This is a genomic window from Hwangdonia lutea (assembly GCF_032814565.1).
Taxonomy (GTDB): domain Bacteria; phylum Bacteroidota; class Bacteroidia; order Flavobacteriales; family Flavobacteriaceae; genus Hwangdonia; species Hwangdonia lutea.
Map to the genome: position 1 here is coordinate 1 of NZ_CP136521.1, position 20,338 is coordinate 20,338.

Sequence of the window (20,338 nt, forward strand, 5' to 3'; positions counted from 1 at the left end):
ATGAGTAAAACTGCGCAATCGGTATGGAATAATTGTCTGGAATTTATAAAGGATAATATTCAACCGCAAGCATATAAAACTTGGTTCGAGCCAATAAAAGCAGTTAAACTTACAGACAACGCTTTAAGCATTCAGGTACCTAGTAAATTCTTCTACGAATGGCTTGAAGAGCACTATGTAAAAATCCTTAAAGTATCGTTAACTAAAGAGTTGGGTGAAAAAGCTAAACTGGTTTACATTATTAAAATGGAAAACACGTATGGCAACAAACAACCTTTTACCGAAAAAATTCCAAGTGCCAACCGAAGTGCCGTAAAAGCACAGGATGTCGATATTCCTTTAAACAATAAAAACCCTGAATTGCGTAATCCGTTTGTAATTCCGGGCATCAGAAATGTAAAGATTGAATCTCAGCTCAATCCTAATTACAGTTTTGAAAATTTTTTAGAGGGCGACTCAAACCGATTGGCTCGTAGTGCAGGATTAGCCGTTGCGGCCAAACCTGGAGGAACATCGTTTAATCCCTTGCTTATTTTTGGTGGCGTTGGCTTGGGCAAAACACATTTAGCACACGCCATTGGGGTTGATATTAAAGACAAATATCCTGAAAAAACGGTTTTATATATTTCTGCTGAAAAATTCACGCAACAATATATAGATTCGGTTAAAAAGAATAATAGAAATGATTTTATTCATTTTTATCAAATTATCGATGTGTTGATTATTGACGATGTACAATTCCTTTCCGGAAAATCTGGAACACAGGATGTGTTTTTCCACATATTCAACCATTTACACCAAAACGGAAAGCAAGTTATATTAACAAGTGATAAAGCGCCTGTTGATATGCAAGATATTGAACAGCGCTTATTGTCTCGTTTTAAATGGGGCCTTTCGGCGGAATTGCAAAATCCGGATTTTGAAACCCGCGTATCCATATTAAAAAACAAACTCTATCGTGATGGTGTTGAAATGCCAGATGATATTATTGAGTATGTTGCCAAAAACATTAAAACAAACGTTAGGGAATTAGAAGGTGCGATTATTTCGTTAATTGCACAATCCTCATTCAATAAAAAAGAAATTACCATTGAGCTTGCGAAACAAATTGTAGAGAAATTTGTTAAGAACACCAAACGCGAGGTTTCCATTGACTATATTCAAAAAATTGTATCCGATTATTTCCAAATGGATGTCGATACCTTACAATCTAAAACCAGAAAACGCCATATAGTTCAAGCCAGACAACTCGCTATGTTTTTTGCTAAAAAACTAACAAAAGCATCGTTGGCAAGTATTGGCTCTCAAATTGGTAAACGCGACCACGCTACTGTACTGCACGCCTGTAAAACGGTAGACAACCTATCTTCAACCGATAAGCAATTCAGAAAATATGTTGAAGATATTACTAAAAAACTTTCTGTTTAATACATAAAACTATCTCCCGATACATTGGGGTTTACGGAATACTATTATGACTAAAATTCTTATGGTTTGTTTGGGTAATATTTGCCGTTCGCCTTTGGCCGAAGGTATTATGCGCTCTAAACTGCCCAATGACACCTATTTGGTAGATTCTGCCGGAACAGCGAATTATCATATTGGTAAAGCTCCAGACCAGCGCTCCATTAATGTGGCAAAAAAGTATGGTTTAAATATTTCTCATTTAAAAGGCCGACAATTTAGTGTTTCGGATTTTGATGCCTTTGATGTCATTTATGTGATGGACGAAACTAATTTTAAAAATGTTATTGCTTTAGCTAGAAATGATGAAGATATGGCCAAAGTCAAATTTGTTTTAAATGAAGTGTACCCCAACCAAAACTACAGTGTTCCCGACCCATATTACGGTGGTGATGAAGGTTTCGAGAATGTTTACAAAATGCTCGACGAAGCCTGCGATAACATTGCAAAGAAGTTAAACCACTAGTAACTAGCACAAAACAGCATCTTATTTATTAACTTTACTCGATAATCGAGATTTAATTGCTCCGAAGCTTGCCTCGAAATTTTTAAGGTCTTTTCCTCAAGAATGTATTACGAGCTTGCTCCGAGGTAATTTATTTAAAAAAGATGCATCATGAAAACACAACTTCTCACTATAATTTTTTGCTGTTTTGAATTTTTTGGGTTTTCACAAACAGTGGAATTACAAAGTTTTGGTCCTAATTTTTCAAGTCCAGTTGAAATTGTAAACGCTGGCGATAGCAGGCTTTTTATTGTTGAAAAAGCAGGGGTAATTAAAATTTTAAATGCTAACGGCACAGTAAATCCAACGCCATTTTTGAATATTTCAACCTTGGTTGGCTCTGGTGGCGAACGCGGATTGCTAGGTTTAGCCTTTGCACCAGATTACGCAACGTCTGGTAGATTTTATGTGAATTATACGGACAACACCAGCATCTCGGAACCCAACTCTATTATTGCAAGATATACCGTAAGTGCAAATCCGGATATCGCAAATACCACCGAAACCATTTTACTTACCATTAAACAACCTTTTGAAAATCACAACGGTGGAAAATTGGCTTTTGGACAAGATAATTTTTTATACATAGGCACTGGTGACGGCGGAAGCGGTGGCGACCCTGGAGACAGAGCGCAAAATACCAGTTCGTTTCTAGGAAAGCTTTTGCGGATAGATGTGAGCGGAAGCACCTATAGTATTCCAAGTTCAAATCCGTTTTCAAGTTCTGCGAATGGACAGAATGATCCCCGTCCGGAAATTTTTGCAATCGGATTAAGGAATCCTTGGAAATTTTCATTCGATACATCAAATGGCGATTTATGGATTGCCGATGTTGGACAAAATGCCTACGAAGAAATAAACAAAGTAACAGGCTCTGGCACACCCGGTGATAATTATGGCTGGAGATGTTATGAAGGCAACAATCACGTATATAATTCAAGTGGCAACTGTCCATCAAATTTTAATGAAACCATTGCGCCTGTTGCTGAATACGCCCATGTTGGAAGCGGGTGTTCTGGTTCAGTCACTGGTGGTTTTGTATACAGAGGCAACATGTTCCCTAATTTTAATGGCAAGTATTTTTTTGCCGATTATTGCTCACAGCAAATCGGTATTTTAACCGATACGGGGTCAAGTTGGTCCATGGCTATGCAAACACCAAATATTACAGGTGGTTGGACATCTTTAGGAGAAGATTATAATGGTGAACTCTATATCGCTGGCGGCTCTAATGTTTACAAAATAATCGACCCTAATTTAAGTGTTGATGAACATAGTGGGTTTCATTTTAAAATATATCCCAATCCTGCAAACAGAAGTTTTTCTATTGATTTGTCCTCCAAATTCAATACCGTAGAATCTATTTCTATTTATAACATTCACGGTCAAAAAATAAAGACCCTTTCAAAATCAAACAAACAAATCCTAAATATTTCTACTAAAAATTACCATAGTGGTTTATATTTTGTTGAGATTTGTACCAATAAAGCATCAAAAATCGTAAAAAAGCTTATAATCAATTAAATGGAAAATCAACTTGGTCATTTATACCTTATCCCAACCACTTTAGGTGATACGGCACCCCTTGAGGTATTACCCATGTCGGTAAAAAAAGTTATTGAAGACGTAAACACTTATATTGTTGAAAACGAAAAAACCGCACGTCGATTCATAAAAAAGATAAGTTCAGGAAAATCGCAATCGGCATTACAAATGTTTCATTTAAACAAATTTACCGATGCTCTTGAACTGCCCGAGTTTTTAGAACCTTGTTTAAAAGGCATCCATGTTGGTTTATTGTCGGAAGCTGGTTGCCCAGGTGTTGCAGATCCTGGGGCCGATGTTGTGAAACTTGCCCATCAAAAAAACATAAAAGTTATTCCTTTAGTTGGCCCATCTTCCATTTTGATGGCGATGATGAGTTCAGGAATGAACGGACAAAGTTTCGTCTTTAATGGCTACTTGCCTATTGATAGGGCCGAAAGAAAAAAAGAAATAAAACGTTTGGAGCGCTTATCGTTCGAGCAAAACCAATCGCAAATTTTTATTGAAACGCCTTACCGAAATAATAAAATGATTGAGGATTTAAGCCATGTTTTAGACAGCAACACGGATATATGTGTGGCTTGCGATATTACACTGCCTACCGAGTTTATTAAAACCCAAAACGCAAATGCCTGGAAAAAAAATATGGTAGACTTTCATAAAAGACCTACCATATTCATTATTCATAAAAGCTAGCTTCACTTAACTAAAATGCATTAAAGCTTGTTTCGGTTATATCGCTTTAGCTTTTCTATCTGGTTTTACAAATGAGGTATCGTAACCCGAAAAACGTTTCATATAATATTGAACGGTTGTGCCGTAACCATCAGTAAAATTATCTAAACCGTAGCTTCTTAAATATTTTTTTACACTACCGGGACCGGCCAAATGTGCTGCCGCCAAAATCCCAGATTCTGTTACAACAACACCGTTAATTCGTTTTCCAACGAAGTTTTTAATGTCACGTCGTAAAATCCATTTGTTGCGCGCTGCGTTTGCTATAAATGCTTTTTCTTGAAGGGCAGGGTTTTTTAAAAATTTCGAAGGATTGTGAATACCTATCAATTTTAACGTAGAAGCACCAAATTGATATTTCCCCAAATACCCAAAAGTGTTTACCGAAAAATAATCGCCTCCAGATTCTTTAAAAGCCAAAGCTTCTTTAAAACCTACAAATGATTTCCCCAGGTAAGGAGCGAATGATTCAGTAGCATCATTTAATGCCAATGCATCATCATTAATATTAGCATCTACACCTACGGTGTAGTCTAAAACCAAACCTTCAGTTGAATACTTTCCCAAATCTATCGTTTCATCAGATGAAAACGAGCTATACAATAGAATACATATTGTAAGTGCGAGGGTTAAGTAACTTGCAATACTTTTTCTCATAAATTTTAAATTTCTTCAGTGTAATTTAATTTAAAGTACACCTGAAAATTTGAGCGTGCAAAATTAGGCTTTTTTTTAATTAATTCAAAATTAATCGATTATATGTTATTTTTAGTAGTACAATAGATGAAATACACAGCCTTTTTTATTGAATTCTAAGGCTGGAAATGGCATCTTTAAGACGTTAAAAACATTAAAAACAGATTTCAAAAAACGTGAGTTAGTCCTAATTTTATTCAAATTTACATCAAAACTCAAATAGAATTGACGTTGCCTATTTTTATTTGTTAACATACTGTTGTCAACATCTTTAACCCCTTGTAACATCCCGTCAGCACTATAACCAACAGCTATGTTTAACCATTTTGGGATTTTACTTTGTTTGAAAAAATCGTGCAGATTTACACTTAACCAATAGGTTTGTCCGTTATAATCTTTTAAAACTTCCTCTAAAAAACTACTCCCTAATTTATCCGGTGCTTGCGATGCGTATTTTGTTTGATGAAAAGAAAATTTTAAATGAATGCGTTGTTCGTTCCAAAGTAATTCTTGACCCACATATAAGCCCGTTCCGGAAGCATTTGCAACAATATCGCCCCAAGAAAAACCCCATTCTTCGGAAAATCCGTCTAAAATTTCAACCGTTGTTAGGAACCCAAACCCCAAAGTTGCGCCATAAATTAGTTGGTCTTTTTTGCTTACACCACTCCAATGTAAAGCCTGCGCTCCAAACCTCCCGATTTGATAGGAGGCGAAAACATGTCCCATTTTATCCATTTGTAACCATTCGTTATTATCATTAATGGTATGGAACTTAGAGCGTTCAAAGTCTGAATACCACAATTGGTTTAAGCCAATTAAGGTAATACCAGCCATAGAAGCTTGAGTAGCTACCACGGCATTTCTTCTGGGTTTATTTAAGGTATCACTTGGTGTTAAAAAAGAATCGAGCTTGGTTTGGGAAAAAGAAAATGAAGATACAAAAACAATAAAAATCAGATATTTAATGGGTTGATATACCACTATCGTCTTATCCCCGTTTTGTTTATCCATCTAATATATTCTTGCCTATTTCGGTTATGCTGCGTTAAAGTTTTAGCAAATTTATGATAACCAAAATTTTCAACATTTACCACAAAATAATAATAGTTATGCTTTTCGTAATTTAAAACGCCATCAATGGACGATACATCTGGCATGGTTATTAAACCAGGAGGCAAACCAGCGTATTTATATGTATTGTATGGCGAATCTATTTCTAAATCTTTAAAAAGCACACGTTTTATAACCTGCTCAAAATCACCGGATTTTTTCTTTAAGGCGTAAATTACCGTAGGATCAGCCTGCAAAGGCATTCCCTTTTTTAATCTGTTTACATAAACCCCGGCTACACGTGGCCGCTCATCTACTTTTGCGGTTTCTTTTTGAACAATTGAAGCCAGTGCCATGACTTCATCCTGCGATAAACCCAGGGCTTTTGCCTTAGCTTTTCTGGAACCGTTCCAAAAACGGTTGTATTCCTTTAGCATTCGACTGGTAAATTTTTCAGCTGAAGTATTCCAAAAAAACTCATAACTATTAGGAATATACATGCCTAAAGCCGTTTCTTCCGTAAAATGGTGTTCAGCCATAAAAGCTTCATCTTTCATAGCGTTTAAGAGCGACAAACTATCAGCTTCAATTTGCGTTGCCACACGACCCGCCAATTTTTCAAGGGTTTCTTGATTGTTAAAAGATACTTTAACCGGGATATTATTACTTCGGATTGAATTAATAATATCATTGTTATTCATATCCTTTTTTATAGCATATCGACCAGCCTTGACATTATTGACATATTTTTTTTGTTCTGCCAGAGCATCAAACTTGTCAATATCCTTAAGAAGTGGCACTAATTGCTCACGTACATTATCGTATGTATCGGTAGACTTTACATAAATATAAGCCGTATCGTTATTAAAGGCTGTGTTTGGCACAAACATGGTGTTATACACATAATATGCAAAAATGGCAGCCACAGCTAACCCAATAAATACAATGGCTAAGAGAATTTTTTTAATGTACATTTAATTATTTATAAGCTGAAATAAGTATTCGTTTTTATAAGAACCATTAACGTAGTTCCATTCTTTTTTTAACCCCACTTCCTTAAACCCTTGGGTTTTAAAAAGTTTGATACTGGTTTTGTTTTCTTCAGAAATATTACAGTATAGCTGATGTAATCCTAAATGCGTAAAGCTGTATTTAATCAACAATTGCAAGGCTTCGCTACCGTAACCCTTTTTTCTATCGGTATCATCCTTTATTAAAATACCAACCCCTGCCCGCTTGTTTTTAAAATCGAAATCGAATAAATCAATCAATCCTAAAGCGTCTTCATTGTAACTTGTAACCACCAACCGCAATTGCTTTACCTCAAAAATGTCTTTTTGCCCGTGCTCTAAATACTGCTTGATTAGGTATCGAGAATATGGCGTTTGTGTATTGCTAATTTCCCAAACCGATTCGTCGTTTTCAATAGCGTATATAAACTCTAAATCCTCAGGTTCTAAAGCACGTAAGTATATATTTTTGCCTTTTAGGGTTATCATATTTTGCCTTGAAAAACTAATTTTGCCGGCCCTATTAGCCAAACATTATTATAAGCGCCATTTTCAGCGTTAAAAGACACCTGCAAATCGCCACCTTGAGTGTGCAAAGTAATCAGGTTTTTTTCGGTTTCGCCAATGTAATGCATCGCCAAAGCTACTGCGGTAACACCGGTTCCGCAAGACAGAGTTTCATCTTCAACCCCGCGCTCGTAGGTTCTTACCCTAAATTCGGTGCTCGAAATCTTCTTAACAAAATTCACATTACTTCCCGCCTTATTATAGGGCGCTCCGTAACGGATTTTAGCACCTTTGGTTTTAATATCAAAGTCCTCAATCTGATTCTCAAATTGCACATGATGTGGCGACCCCGTGTCTAAAAACACATGTTGCCGGTGGTTTTCAATAACATCAACATTTTGCATTTGTAGCTTTACTATATCGCCATTTATAGCGGCATGGTGCAACCCGTCTATCGCCTCAAAAACCGCTTTGTTTTTTATAACACCCAATTGATTGGCAAATGCCACCAAACAACGACCGCCATTACCGCACATGGAGCTTTGATTTCCATCGGCGTTGTAATACACCATTTTAAAATCTAAATTGTCGTGGTTTTCAAGTAGAATAAGTCCGTCAGCGCCTATGCCAAAACGTCTGTCGCACAGCGATGCAACGAGTTTGGTATTGTTTTTGTCGAATGTTTGTTGACGATTATCAATCATCACAAAATCGTTTCCTGTACCCTGATATTTATAAAAAGTTTGTTGCATAATTATAATGACAAATATATAAATATTAAATCGGTTTTTTGATTGTTAAATAGCCGTTAAATGACACGTTAAAAATCGTTAAATTTAAATGTGAAATTCAATAAATATTTAATTTTAATCGTTTAATAATTCCCATCCTAATGGGAACAACCTTTTTAAAATGAAACCTCACTAAATCCGAGGAATAATTAATAATAAACAAAACAGTAAAAAATGAAAAAGATTTTAACACTTGTACTCGTTTCAGCATTAGGTGGCATGCTAACGCTTGGTGCCTATAAATTATTTTTAGAACCCGATCAAAATGTTGTGGTGGCCTCAAACCAAACCACACCAACTTTTTTACCAACTAGTAATGTAAGTACTTTGTACAATGTAGAGGATAAAGCTAATTTTGTTCTCGCTGCCGAAAACACCGTGAATGCCGTTGTACACGTAAAAAATGTATCAATTAGCAAAGGACAAATGACCCTGCAGGATTTGTTTTTAGGACGAAATCCGCAGTACAAACAATTGGGCACCGGTTCTGGAGTAATTATTAATGCCGATGGCTATATTATTACCAATAACCATGTGATTAAAAATGCACATGAATTATCGGTTACTTTAAACAATAATAAAACGTTTGAAGCTGAATTAATTGGTGCCGACCCAAAAACAGATATCGCGCTTTTAAAAATTAATGCCGATGAGGATTTACCCTTTGTAACTTTTGCCGATTCCGACCAAGCAAAAATTGGCGAATGGGTATTGGCCGTTGGCAACCCATTTAACTTAACATCAACGGTCACGGCAGGTATTATTAGTGCAAAATCCAGAGATTTGTCAGGAAACAGCTCACAATCTTTTATTCAAACTGATGCGGCTGTAAATCCAGGAAATTCTGGTGGCGCTTTGGTAAACACTAACGGAGAGCTCGTTGGTATAAACACCGCCATTTCTTCACAAACCGGCTCTTTTATCGGATACTCTTTTGCAGTGCCAAGCAATATTGCACGAAAAGTGGTTGAGGATATTATGGAATACGGCAATGTGCAAAACGGCATCCTAGGTATAAAAGGAGGGCCATTAAACAGCCGATTCTCAGAAGAATTGGGTGTAGATGACACCGAAGGTATTTATATTGATTCTGTTGTTGAAGATTCTGGAGCCGACTTAGCGGGGCTTAAGAAAGGCGATATTATTAAAGAAATTGATCGTATTAAAATTTCAAAATTCTCAGATTTAACAGGTCATTTAAGTGCTAAACGTCCAAATGATGTTGTAAGCCTTGTAATTTCAAGAAACGGGAATTTAGAAACCATTCCGGTGACTTTATTAAAGAATCAAACCTATACCCTACCACTTGTGGGCGAAGTAAAAAATGCAAAGCCCAAGGATTTAAAAAAGTATAAAGTTTCCAATGGTGTAAAAATAATTTCATTGAACAATAAATATGCTGAATACTGGAAAAACAACGGTGTTGAAACTGGAAATATTATTACGGCTATTAACGATGTTAAGGTAAACTCGGTTGAAGATGTGCAAAACATATTAAAAAATCAGCCTCAATCGGAATACTTAAGAATCGAACTTATAAACTCGAAAGGCGAAAAAGAACGTTATAATTTTAGGTAAAAAATCAAAATTACAACTTACAATAACCTCTTAAAAGCACTAAAATTTTAAGAGGTTATTTTTTTGTGTTAATACGCTACGAAAACGTTTGAAATATAGTATTTTTGCAAAAATTTTATCCCGATAGCTCCCGATAAAAATCGGGACGGGACTAACTAAACATTTTAAGCAATGGGTTTTAATAAAACTTATGAAAAAGAGTTGTCTTTTCAAGCCGATAGAAGAAGAGCAACCGTAGAGTTCATCAAAATTGTAAGTGACCTTTGGTACGACAAATCTATCGAATTGGTAATCTTTAGAAATCAATTGATTGACAGAAACGTGAGCCAGATTTTAAATCTACACGAATATGCTGGCAAATTTGTACAAAAGCCTATTTCAATTTTTGATTCGGTTGAAATCGCTCAAGCCATTAAAATGCTAGATATTCCACCTGCAAAATTGGATATCGGCAAACTAACTTACGAGTTTCATTTGGACGAAAACAAACACGGCAATGCCACGGCATTTGTTGCCAGTAAGCTAAATGATGCTAGCAAAAACGGCGACATTACACCAAAAGATGTGGTGCTTTATGGGTTTGGTCGCATTGGTCGTTTAGTCGCTCGCGAGCTAATGACGCGAACCGGAAAAGGCAGTCAATTGCGTTTAAGAGCCATTGTGACACGTGGCGATATTAATGAAACCATTTTGGAAAAAAGAGCTTCTTTACTGCGTAACGATTCTGTTCATGGCGATTTTCCCGGAACTGTTTCCATCGATGTAAAAAACAAAGCGTTGATAATTAACGGAACCACGGTTAATATCATTTCTGCAAATGCACCGGAAGATATTGATTACACAAAATACAACATCAATAACGCATTGATTATCGATAATACTGGCGCCTTTAGAGACAAAGATGCTTTAGGCAGACATTTAAAATCAAAAGGTGCAGACAAGGTGTTACTTACCGCACCGGGCAAAGGCGTACCTAATATTGTTTACGGTGTAAATCATTTAGAAAACGACCCGGATAAAGTCGATATTTTTTCAGCAGCGTCGTGCACAACCAATGCCATTACGCCTATTTTAAAAGCTATGGAAGATTCTTTTGGCGTTACAAGCGGCCATTTAGAAACGATTCATGCTTATACAAACGATCAGAATTTGGTTGATAATTTTCATAAAAAATACCGTCGTGGTCGTGCCGCGGGATTAAACATGGTAATTACCGAAACTGGCGCCGGTAGTGCTGTTGCCAAAGCTTTACCGAGTTTGGAAGGTAAATTAACGTCAAATGCCATTCGTGTGCCTGTACCAAACGGCTCATTGGCTATTTTAAATTTAGAAATAGAACATGCAACCACTATAAACGGTATCAATACTATTTTGAAAAAGTATGCCTTGGAAGGCGATTTGGTGGAGCAAATTAAGTACGAACTAAGTGATGAACTGGTGTCCAGCGATATTGTTGGTAGTTCAGCGCCATCCATCTACGACAGTAAAGCTACTATTGTACGTGCCGATGGCAAAAATGTTTTGCTCTATATTTGGTACGACAACGAATACGGTTACAGCCATCAAGTTATAAGGTTAGCAAAATATATTGCTAAAGTTAGACGTTATACCTATTATTAATAACATCGCATTTTGTTTATACGATTTGTGTGATTGAATTAATCGTCTTAAAAAAGGATAGTTAAAATTTAATTTTAAAATAAAATCTAAAATTGATTTTTAATCGTATATAAATCAGCCTCACTACGTGAGGCTTTTTCTTAAATATATCGGCATTAATAAACAATATTTTATAACTTCGTAAAAACCAAATACAACCATTTTAAACCAATCAAAAATGAATCTTATCAAGCATGTTTCCCTTGTTGTTCTTTTTTTTATAAGTACACTTACCAGTTTTGCGCAAGCCAAATCAGATGACGCACCAAATTTAAGCAATGGTACGATTGACCAACAGTTTGATTATGTACTTAGAAAATCGGGTAATTTTAAAGGCACAAACGGTCAAGCTTACGAAGCAGTAAAGCGCAGTATGTTTCTAACCTTAAGAGCACATACCATTGATTCTTTAAATACTTTAAAGTCGAAATTAGAAAGTTCGAAAAACACGGTTGAAACGCAACAAAAAGAGATTGACGATTTAAAGTCGTCTTTAAACAGCACACAATCTACACTTGAAGCTACAAATTTGGAAAAAGACAGCATGTCGTTATTGGGCATGCAAATGAGCAAAACCAATTACAATGTGCTTATGTGGACCATTATTGCTGGTCTTTTGGCTTTATTTATTCTATTTGTTTACAAGTTTAACAACAGTAATGCCGTAACGCGTGACGCCAAAAAAGCATTGGCAGAAATTGAAGAAGAATTTGACGACCACCGAAGAACCGCTTTAGAGCGAGAGCAAAAAGTGAGACGTCAATTACAAGACGAAATCAATAAGCAAAAAGGTATATAATTAATCCATTTTTAACTTAAAATCTGTAATTTAGTTGCTGTCCCTCTCGACGTTACTTATTACAGATTTTTTATATATGATAATTACCCAAGCCACTTTAAAACACTTAGATAATTTAGTGCCGTTGTTTGATGGCTATCGTGTTTTTTACAGACAAGCATCCAATACAAAAGCCGTAAAAGCATTCTTAAAAGAACGGCTCACCCAACAGGATTCTGTAATTTACATCGCTTATATAAACGAGGTTGCCGTTGGTTTTACACAATTATATGTTTTGCTTTCTTCGGTATCCATGTCGCCCATGTATGTTTTAAACGATTTATATATCGATGCGAATTACCGCAATAAAAATATTGGCACGGCTTTAATAAATAAAGCCAAGGCGCTTTGTAAAGAAAAACACTATAAAGGCATTATCATACAAACCGAAACCACCAATCCCGCACAGCATTTATACCAACGCGAAGGTTTTGTAAAAGATACCGATTTGATGTTTTTTTGGACAAATGATTAAAAAATCTGGCAACTATTTTAGATTTTTTAGTTGATTTTGAAAAAATAAAATTGGATATCATTTAAACATTTAATTCAAAAATACCCTTGCCGAATTAGGTTCGATTTTGAAATAAATTCGATTAAAAAAAAATGCTTTCAATTTAAAACACTACCAATCAAAACAATACACTAACAACATTCTTCTACTTTTTTAACGGTATTGTTTAATAAAAATAAATATGTAAAACCGAATTATAATTAATAGCCATTGAATAATTGTGAGGTAAATTTAATTACCATCAATAATAATTAATTTGGCATGCTTTTTGGAAAATTCATACAAATTTAATTAAAAACTAAAATAATTATGAAGAAACTTCTATTAGTATCAGCTATTGCTATTTTCGGATTATCAAACTCAAGTAAAGCCCAAAATGTAGATTTTGGATTAAAAACAGGACTTAACATTTCTAACTTCACCGGTGGTGATGCTGATAGAAATAATTTGTTCGGTTATCAAATTGGTGGATTTGCCGAATTTGAGTTAAATGATAATTTTTCACTTCAACCAGAATTATTATATTCCAGACAGGGTTCTGAAGCTAATAATTCAGTAAAAATTAAAGTGGATTACTTAGCCATTCCTTTGATAGCAAAATATTATCTTTCTGAGAAACTAAGTGTAGAAGCGGGACCGCAATTCTCATTTTTAGTTAACGACAAAGCTGAATTTATTGATACTTCCATCCCAGATGCTGAAACCGATGCCTCAAGTTTTGATTTCGGACTGAATATAGGCTTAGGATTTGATATCAGTTCCAGCCTATTCACGCAAGCCCGATATAATTATGGTATTACTACGGTTGTAGAAAACCCAGACATTAAAAATAGTGTATTTCAAATTTCATTAGGATATAAGTTTTAAGTTATACCTAATCTTAATGCAAATACTGATATAAAATATCAGTAAATAAGAAAGTATTTTTAATTAACTGAAAAGGTCGTTTTAAAAGAAATTAAAACGACTTTTTTTATTTCAAATACGCCAAAACATTCCTCTCAATGCGTTCTTGAATATTCGACACATCGGCTTTTACAAAGGTTTCGCCTGTAATGTTTTCATATAATTCGATATATCGTTCGCTAACGGTTTCAACATAATCATCGCTCATTTCTGGTACGGTTTGCCCTTCCAATCCTTGAAAATCATTGGCTATTAACCATTGGCGCACAAACTCTTTTGAGAGTTGCTTTTGAGCCTCACCCCTATCTTGTCGCTCTTGGTAACCATCGGCATAAAAATAACGCGAGGAATCTGGTGTATGTATTTCGTCAATTAAAACAATTTTACCGGCTTTTGTTTTGCCAAACTCGTATTTGGTATCGACTAAAATCAAGCCTCTCGACGCGGCAATTTCACTCCCTCTATTAAATAATTTGCGGGTGTAATCTTCTAAAATGATATAATCTGCTTCAGAAACGATTCCTTTAGCTAATATGTCTTCACGAGAGATATCTTCGTCATGGTCGCCCATTTCGGCTTTGGTAGCTGGCGTAATAATGGGCTCTGGAAATTTATCGTTTTCCTTCATGCCCTCAGGCATGGCAACACCACAAAGCATACGCTTCCCCGCTTTATACTCGCGAGCAGCGTGACCGGACATATAACCACGAATAACCATCTCTACCTTAAAAGGGTCGCATAAATGACCGACGGCTACGTTTGGGTCTGGTGTGGCCGTTAACCAATTTGGCACAATATCCTGAGTTGCTGCCATCATTTTGGTAGCGATTTGATTTAATATTTGCCCTTTGTACGGAATGCCTTTTGGCATTACCACATCGAATGCCGAAAGTCTATCGGTTGCAATCATAACCAACTGCTCGTGGTTAATGTTGTATACTTCCCTTACTTTTCCTTTGTAAACACTTTTTTGGTTTGGGAAATTGAAATTGGTGTCGGTTATAGTGTTGTTTGTTTTTGCCACGAATTCACAAATGTTTTTATTCCTATTTTATTTATTTTTTGCTTGTGGATTCCTGCCTTACTGAAACAAGTTCAGCACAGGTCGCAGGAATGACAATTTAATTTATTTTTCTACTAAATTTGGCACATCGTTAAGCTTTCACTTGGATACTTTTAAAAAAACAAATTTATTTCAGTGGAGCTCAGATACATTTAGTCTTTATTGTTATTTATTTGTCATTACGAGGCGCTTATTTGCGACGTAGCAATCTCTTCCTTTTTAACAGATTGCCACATCACCCAAAAAAGTGTGATTCGCAATGACGTTCATCTTTATGTTTAGCCCCGATTGAGGCTTTGTTGAAGCTCTTTTTGTGTTGTTGCACCTATGCAACACAAAAAAGCGACTGCCGAAAGCGGGAAATAGCTTCTAATTATTTATATTTCATTTAAAACCGTTATTGAGACTGCCATCTTATTATTCGACATTCTCAAAGCTTTTATAAGCTGCAATTACTTTTTTAACGAGTTTATGACGAATCACATCTTTATCGTCTAAAAATATGATGCCCACGCCATCAACATTTTTTAAAATCAATAGGGCTTCTTTTAAACCCGAAACGGTGCGTCGCGGTAAATCAATTTGCCCCGGATCGCCTGTTAATAAAAACTTTGCGTTTTTGCCCATACGTGTTAAAAACATTTTCATTTGGGCATGTGTTGTGTTTTGTCCTTCGTCTAAAATCACAAAAGCATTGTCCAGCGTACGGCCGCGCATAAAGGCCAATGGTGCAATTTGTATCGTGCCATTTTCAATATAATGCGCTAATTTTTCCGGTGCAATCATATCGCGCAAGGCATCGTAAAGGGGCTGCATATATGGGTCTAATTTTTCTTTTAAATCGCCCGGTAAAAACCCTAAATTCTCGCCGGCTTCAACGGCGGGTCGGGTTAAAATAATACGCTTAACCTCTTTATTTTTTAAAGCTTGAACCGCCAAGGCAACCCCCGTATAGGTTTTACCTGTTCCTGCCGGACCAATGGCAAAAACCATATCGTTTTTTCGCATGCTTTCCACCAATTTTCGTTGGTTGGCCGTTTGAGCTTTTATAAGCTTGCCGCCAACGCCGTGTACAATAACTTCGCCACTTTGTTTTGAGGTGGTATAATCGTCGCTACTTTGGCTGGTTAGCACACGCTCAATAACGTTTTCGTCTAATTTATTATACTTTCCAAAATGCTTTAACAGCATGGTAATTCTTCGGTCAAACTCCTCTAATAATTCTTCATCGCCAAAAGCTTTAATTTTATTACCTCTGGCAACAAGCTTAAGTTTGGGGAAATATTTTTTTAAAAGTTCAATATTAGTGTTTTGTTCCCCAAAAAACTCTTTAGGAGAAATATCTTCAAGTTCGATTATAATTTCGTTCAAAGGCTTGATTTTTGATTTAAAAATTTTCGTTCTGAATTACTGACCAAAGTGTGCTTTCAGATAAAATGATTTATTAGTTTTATTCAGTATGTCTTATTTTAAAAAATAAGCTTTTATCAACCTATATTTTTCGAATTAATTATACAAACGAACACGAAATTTTGTGTAGGTTTGTATGTCATAAATTTGAAACTCAAAAATACATAAATTTGAGTGACTTAATGCTAAAAACATATCAACAATTTTGCCAATGGCGATAATAACTTTAACAACCGATTTTGGAGAAAAAGATCACTTTTCTGGTGCAACCAAAGGCGCTATTTATAGCGAATTACCCGATGTTAAAATTGTTGATATCTCGCATTGTGTGTTGCCATTTAGTATTCCAGAGGCGGCTTATATAATCCAAAATGCCTACAACAGCTTTCCCAAAGGCACCATTCACATTATTGGAATCGATTCGGAATTGAACCCTGAAAACAAGCACATTGCCTTAAAGTTGGACGACCATTATTTTGTTTGTGCCAACAATGGTATTATGAGTATGATTTGCTCTGAAATTGCCCCTGAAAAAATTGTTGAAATTAATATTCACGACAGAATTCAAACCAGTTTCCCTGTTTTAGATGTTTTTGTAAAGGTAGCCTGCCATATTGCTCGCGGCGGCACCCTTGATGTTATTGGAAAAACCATTGATAAAATTAAACCCATAAAAAATATTGTGCCCTATGTTAACGAAGAGAAAACCCAAATTATTGGCAGCGTTATTTATATTGACAACTATGGTAATGTGGTAACCAACATTAAACGCGATTTTTTTGAAACCATTCAAAAAGGTAGAAGTTTTGAGGTTTCGGCACGAAATTATAAATTTAAAAAAATACACCAAAAGTACAGTGATGTTGTAAACTTTGAAACCCCAGAAGAAAAAAGACACGACGAAGGCCGCGGTTTGGTGGTTTTTAATTCGGGTGGCTTTTTGGAAATTGCCGTTTACAAAAGTAATAGCACAACCGTTGGGAGCGCATCCTCTTTAATGGGATTGGGCATTATGGACGCTGTAAGTGTTAATTTTACTAAAGCGTATTAATGTTTCGCTTTCGCGGAAATGCAAAAAGATAAGTTTATGTTTGTAAGAATTGTAAAGATGAGTTTTAATGAAAACGCTATTGACGAATTTCTAAAAAACTTTAACGCCAATAAGCATAAAATTAGAGCTTTTAAAGGGTGCCAATTTTTAGAATTATACAGAGATAAAACCAATACAGAAGTATTTTTTACATACAGTTATTGGAATTCTGAAGATGATTTGGAAGCCTACAGGCAATCCGATTTGTTTAAAACCGTTTGGAGTAAAACCAAACCGCTTTTTAACGCCAAACCAGAAGCTTGGAGTGTTGATAAAGTCGCTTCGCTTGAATAATGAATAATGAATAATGAATAATGAATAATGAATAATGAAAGTTGTACATTTTTATAATTTCGAACAAAGTGAGAAATCTCATTTAATCTTTAATTTTTAATTTTTAACTAAAATAAATGCTCGCCATACTTAAAAAAGAAATAAACTCATTTTTCGCATCGCCCATTGGGTATTTAGTCATTGCCATTTTCCTTTTGTTAAATGGTTTGTTTTTATGGGTATTTAAAGGTGAATTTAATATTTTGGATTACGGGTTTGCCGATTTATCATCCTTCTTTTTATTGGCGCCTTGGATTTTAATTTTCTTGATTCCTGCCGTAACGATGCGCAGTTTTTCAGATGAAAAAAAACAAGGCACTTTAGAGCTGTTACTTACCAAACCCATTGCTCATACCAACATTGTTTTGGGCAAATATTTTGGTGCTTTTGTACTGATTTTAATCGCACTTTTACCTACATTGCTTTACGTTTACACCGTTTACCAATTAGGGAATCCTGTTGGAAACTTAGATATGGGCAGCACGTGGGGCTCGTATTTTGGATTGCTGTTTTTAATCGCATCGTACACCGCCATTGGAGTGTTTTGCTCAACAATTTCAGACAACCAAATTGTGGCATTTATCAGTGCTGTTTTTCTTTGCTTCTTGTTTTATATTGGTTTTGAAGGCATTTCGGAGGTCACTTCCAGCCTATTTATCGAACAATTGGGCATGAGCTATCATTTTAAAAGTATGAGCCGTGGTGTGTTGGATACGCAGAATATTCTTTACTTTTTAAGTGTTGCCATTGTCTTTCTCGCCCTAACGGTTAGAGGCATAAAAACAAAACCGTTTTCTAGAAAAGAATTGATGCCGCTTCTAGCATTACCAATAGGATTGTTGGTTGTAAATATATTTTCTGCATCCTTTCATAAACGCTTCGATTTAACAAAAGATAAGCGCTACACACTAAGCGATGCTTCAAAACAAATTATCAATAAAGCAGAATCGCCTTTAATTGTTGATGTATTTTTAGAAGGTGATGATTTTCCATCAGAATTTAAACGCCTTCAAAGAGAAACCAAACAACTGCTAGAGGAGTTTTCGGCTGAAAACAACAACATCAGTTTCAACTTTATAAATCCTTTGGAAGAGGAAGCCACTCGCCAGCGCAACATCCAACAGCTTACACAACGCGGATTGACACCCATGCAATTAAGCGTGCAGGAAAGCGGCAGGTCGTCGCAGGCCATTATTTTTCCCTGGGCTTTGGCCAGTTATAACGACGTTACCATTACCATCCCGTTGGTAAAAAACAAAATTGGAGCTTCGCAACAAGATTTGGTGACCAATTCGGTACAACATTTAGAATATGCTTTTGCCGATGGATTTAGCAAATTAACCACCCCAAAACAGAAAAAAATTGCGGTGCTAAAAGGCAACAATCAACTGGAAGATAAATACATCGCAGATTTTATTACAAAGATAAATGAGTATTATTATATCGCGCCTTTTACTTTAGATAGTGTTGCTGGAAATCCGCAAAAAACGCTCGATGATTTGAAGCAATTCGATTTGATTATTTCGGCAAAACCCACCGAAGCTTTTACCGAAAATGAAAAATTGGTTTTAGACCAGTTTACTATGCACGGTGGAAAAAGTCTATGGCTTATCGATCATGTGGCGATGGAAAAAGATAGTTTATATAACGCTTCTGGTTCCAATATTGCTATTCAAAGAGATTTGAATTTAAACGATTTCTTTTTTAAATACGGTGTACGCATCAATCCTGTAATGGTAAGCACGCTCTACTCCGCCCCTATTACGCTGGCTATTGGCGAAGGTAGCGAATCGCAGTTTCAAAATTTACGATGGCCGTATTCGCCCTTGGCTTCCTCAAACAGTAAGCATCCTATTGTTAATAATTTGAATCTGGTAAAATTCGATTTCGCCAATCAAATCGATACCTTAAAAAACAGCATCAAAAAAACCATTCTTTTAGAAAGTGCACCATTAACCAAATTAGAGGGCGTACCAAAAGTAATTAGTTTAGATCTCGTTACCCAAGAGCAAAATCCTGAAGCCTTCAACAAAGGCCACCAAACACTAGCGGTATTGCTAGAAGGCGAATTTACAAGTGTTTACCAAAACCGTGTAAAGCCTTTTAAGCTTTCAGAAGAAAAAAACACAAGCGTTGCAACAAAAATGATTGTTATTGCCGATGGCGATGTGATTAAAAACGATGTGGTTAAAAATGTACCGCAAGAATTGGGCTTTGACCGATGGACCGGACAAACATACGGTAACAAGGAATTTTTACTGAATGCCGTTAATTATTTGCTCGATGACAACGGACTTATAAACATTCGATCCAAAGAAATTGCCGTGGCATTTTTAGATCAGCAAAAAATAGCGGCAAAAAAAACAACATGGCAGCTCGTTAATATTGCATTACCACTGGGATTGTTAGCCCTTTTTGGTTTTGCTTTCAACTACCTTAGAAAGAAAAAGTATGCCGCTTAAATGTTAATAAGTTTGTTTCCTATATTAATTCGTATCGAATATATTTGTAGAACTCATCTTGACTTTTTGTTTTTAACCGAAAATGAGATAAAATTTGTTCAAATGAGTTATTTTTTGAAAGGCATAGCATCGCTACGGATAATAAAAATTGTGAAATATGAGCGAATTTTAGCCGTTTT

General features: G+C 35.8%; 19 protein-coding genes. 12 read left to right on the forward strand and 7 right to left on the reverse strand.

Annotation, left to right across the window (positions count from 1 at the left end; all coding sequences use genetic code 11):
• From dnaA to RNZ46_RS00020, 4 genes are all read left to right on the forward strand, one after another.
• On the forward strand, nt 1-1,428 hold the full coding sequence (gene dnaA / locus RNZ46_RS00005; protein ID WP_311938863.1) for a chromosomal replication initiator protein DnaA: 1,428 nt from the start codon (nt 1-3) through the stop codon (nt 1,426-1,428).
• 46 nt (nt 1,429-1,474) lie between these two features.
• Nucleotides 1,475-1,930: a low molecular weight protein-tyrosine-phosphatase gene (locus RNZ46_RS00010; protein ID WP_316983348.1), complete on the forward strand. Its 456-nt coding sequence runs from the start codon at nt 1,475-1,477 to the stop codon at nt 1,928-1,930.
• Between the two features lie 150 nt (nt 1,931-2,080).
• Complete coding sequence (locus tag RNZ46_RS00015) at nt 2,081-3,493, forward strand: PQQ-dependent sugar dehydrogenase (RefSeq protein WP_316983349.1); 1,413 nt, start codon at nt 2,081-2,083, stop codon at nt 3,491-3,493.
• Complete coding sequence (locus RNZ46_RS00020) at nt 3,494-4,210, forward strand: SAM-dependent methyltransferase (RefSeq protein ID WP_316983350.1); 717 nt, start codon at nt 3,494-3,496, stop codon at nt 4,208-4,210. It abuts the gene before it with no gap.
• Between the two features lie 36 nt (nt 4,211-4,246).
• Here RNZ46_RS00020 and RNZ46_RS00025 read toward each other — a convergent pair whose 3' ends face one another.
• The 5 genes from RNZ46_RS00025 to dapF form a co-directional block, all read right to left on the reverse strand.
• A complete protein-coding gene (locus RNZ46_RS00025) occupies nt 4,247-4,906 on the reverse strand; it encodes a peptidoglycan-binding protein LysM (protein ID WP_316983351.1) in 660 nt (219 codons plus the stop codon).
• 111 nt (nt 4,907-5,017) lie between these two features.
• Nucleotides 5,018-5,959: a DUF2279 domain-containing protein gene (locus RNZ46_RS00030; RefSeq protein ID WP_316983352.1), complete on the reverse strand. Its 942-nt coding sequence runs from the start codon at nt 5,957-5,959 to the stop codon at nt 5,018-5,020.
• Nucleotides 5,929-6,972 (reverse strand): endolytic transglycosylase MltG, encoded by a 1,044-nt coding sequence (gene mltG, locus RNZ46_RS00035; RefSeq protein ID WP_316983353.1) that lies wholly within the window; start codon nt 6,970-6,972, stop codon nt 5,929-5,931. The genes RNZ46_RS00030 and mltG overlap by 31 nt, the downstream gene beginning before the upstream one ends.
• Nucleotides 6,973-7,497, reverse strand: coding sequence for a GNAT family N-acetyltransferase (locus tag RNZ46_RS00040; RefSeq protein ID WP_316983354.1), 525 nt, complete (start codon nt 7,495-7,497; stop codon nt 6,973-6,975).
• Complete coding sequence (gene dapF / locus RNZ46_RS00045) at nt 7,494-8,267, reverse strand: diaminopimelate epimerase (protein WP_316983355.1); 774 nt, start codon at nt 8,265-8,267, stop codon at nt 7,494-7,496. The genes RNZ46_RS00040 and dapF overlap by 4 nt, the downstream gene beginning before the upstream one ends.
• 213 nt (nt 8,268-8,480) lie before the next feature.
• Between dapF and RNZ46_RS00050 the strand changes: the two genes are divergently transcribed.
• The 5 genes from RNZ46_RS00050 to RNZ46_RS00070 all read left to right on the forward strand — a co-directional run bounded on the left by RNZ46_RS00050 (nt 8,481) and on the right by RNZ46_RS00070 (nt 13,762).
• Nucleotides 8,481-9,884, forward strand: a complete 1,404-nt coding sequence (locus RNZ46_RS00050; protein WP_316983356.1) for a trypsin-like peptidase domain-containing protein — start codon at nt 8,481-8,483, stop codon at nt 9,882-9,884.
• Nucleotides 9,885-10,055: 171 nt separating this feature from the next.
• On the forward strand, nt 10,056-11,504 hold the full coding sequence (locus tag RNZ46_RS00055; RefSeq protein WP_316983357.1) for a glyceraldehyde-3-phosphate dehydrogenase: 1,449 nt from the start codon (nt 10,056-10,058) through the stop codon (nt 11,502-11,504).
• Nucleotides 11,505-11,721: 217 nt separating this feature from the next.
• Entirely contained in the window at nt 11,722-12,342 is a 621-nt protein-coding gene (locus tag RNZ46_RS00060; RefSeq protein WP_316983358.1) for a tRNA (guanine-N1)-methyltransferase, read from the forward strand.
• A 76-nt stretch (nt 12,343-12,418) separates the two neighbouring features.
• Entirely contained in the window at nt 12,419-12,856 is a 438-nt protein-coding gene (locus RNZ46_RS00065; protein WP_316983359.1) for a GNAT family N-acetyltransferase, read from the forward strand.
• Between the two features lie 348 nt (nt 12,857-13,204).
• Complete coding sequence (locus RNZ46_RS00070) at nt 13,205-13,762, forward strand: porin family protein (protein WP_316983360.1); 558 nt, start codon at nt 13,205-13,207, stop codon at nt 13,760-13,762.
• Between the two features lie 106 nt (nt 13,763-13,868).
• Here the strand turns inward: RNZ46_RS00070 and RNZ46_RS00075 are convergent, their stop codons facing one another.
• Nucleotides 13,869-14,825, reverse strand: coding sequence for a phosphoribosylaminoimidazolesuccinocarboxamide synthase (locus RNZ46_RS00075; RefSeq protein ID WP_316983361.1), 957 nt, complete (start codon nt 14,823-14,825; stop codon nt 13,869-13,871).
• Nucleotides 14,826-15,281: 456 nt separating this feature from the next.
• The gene (locus RNZ46_RS00080) at nt 15,282-16,235 is read right to left on the reverse strand and encodes a PhoH family protein (RefSeq protein WP_316983362.1); all 954 of its coding nucleotides are present in this window, start codon (nt 16,233-16,235) and stop codon (nt 15,282-15,284) included.
• A 250-nt stretch (nt 16,236-16,485) separates the two neighbouring features.
• Between RNZ46_RS00080 and RNZ46_RS00085 the strand changes: the two genes are divergently transcribed.
• From RNZ46_RS00085 to gldG, 3 genes are all read left to right on the forward strand, one after another.
• Complete coding sequence (locus RNZ46_RS00085) at nt 16,486-17,325, forward strand: SAM hydrolase/SAM-dependent halogenase family protein (protein ID WP_316983363.1); 840 nt, start codon at nt 16,486-16,488, stop codon at nt 17,323-17,325.
• Between the two features lie 36 nt (nt 17,326-17,361).
• The gene (locus tag RNZ46_RS00090; protein ID WP_316983364.1) at nt 17,362-17,658 is read left to right on the forward strand and encodes a putative quinol monooxygenase; all 297 of its coding nucleotides are present in this window, start codon (nt 17,362-17,364) and stop codon (nt 17,656-17,658) included.
• Between the two features lie 116 nt (nt 17,659-17,774).
• Nucleotides 17,775-20,159 (forward strand): gliding motility-associated ABC transporter substrate-binding protein GldG, encoded by a 2,385-nt coding sequence (gene gldG / locus RNZ46_RS00095; protein WP_316983365.1) that lies wholly within the window; start codon nt 17,775-17,777, stop codon nt 20,157-20,159.
• The last annotated feature ends 179 nt before the right edge of the window (nt 20,160-20,338 follow it).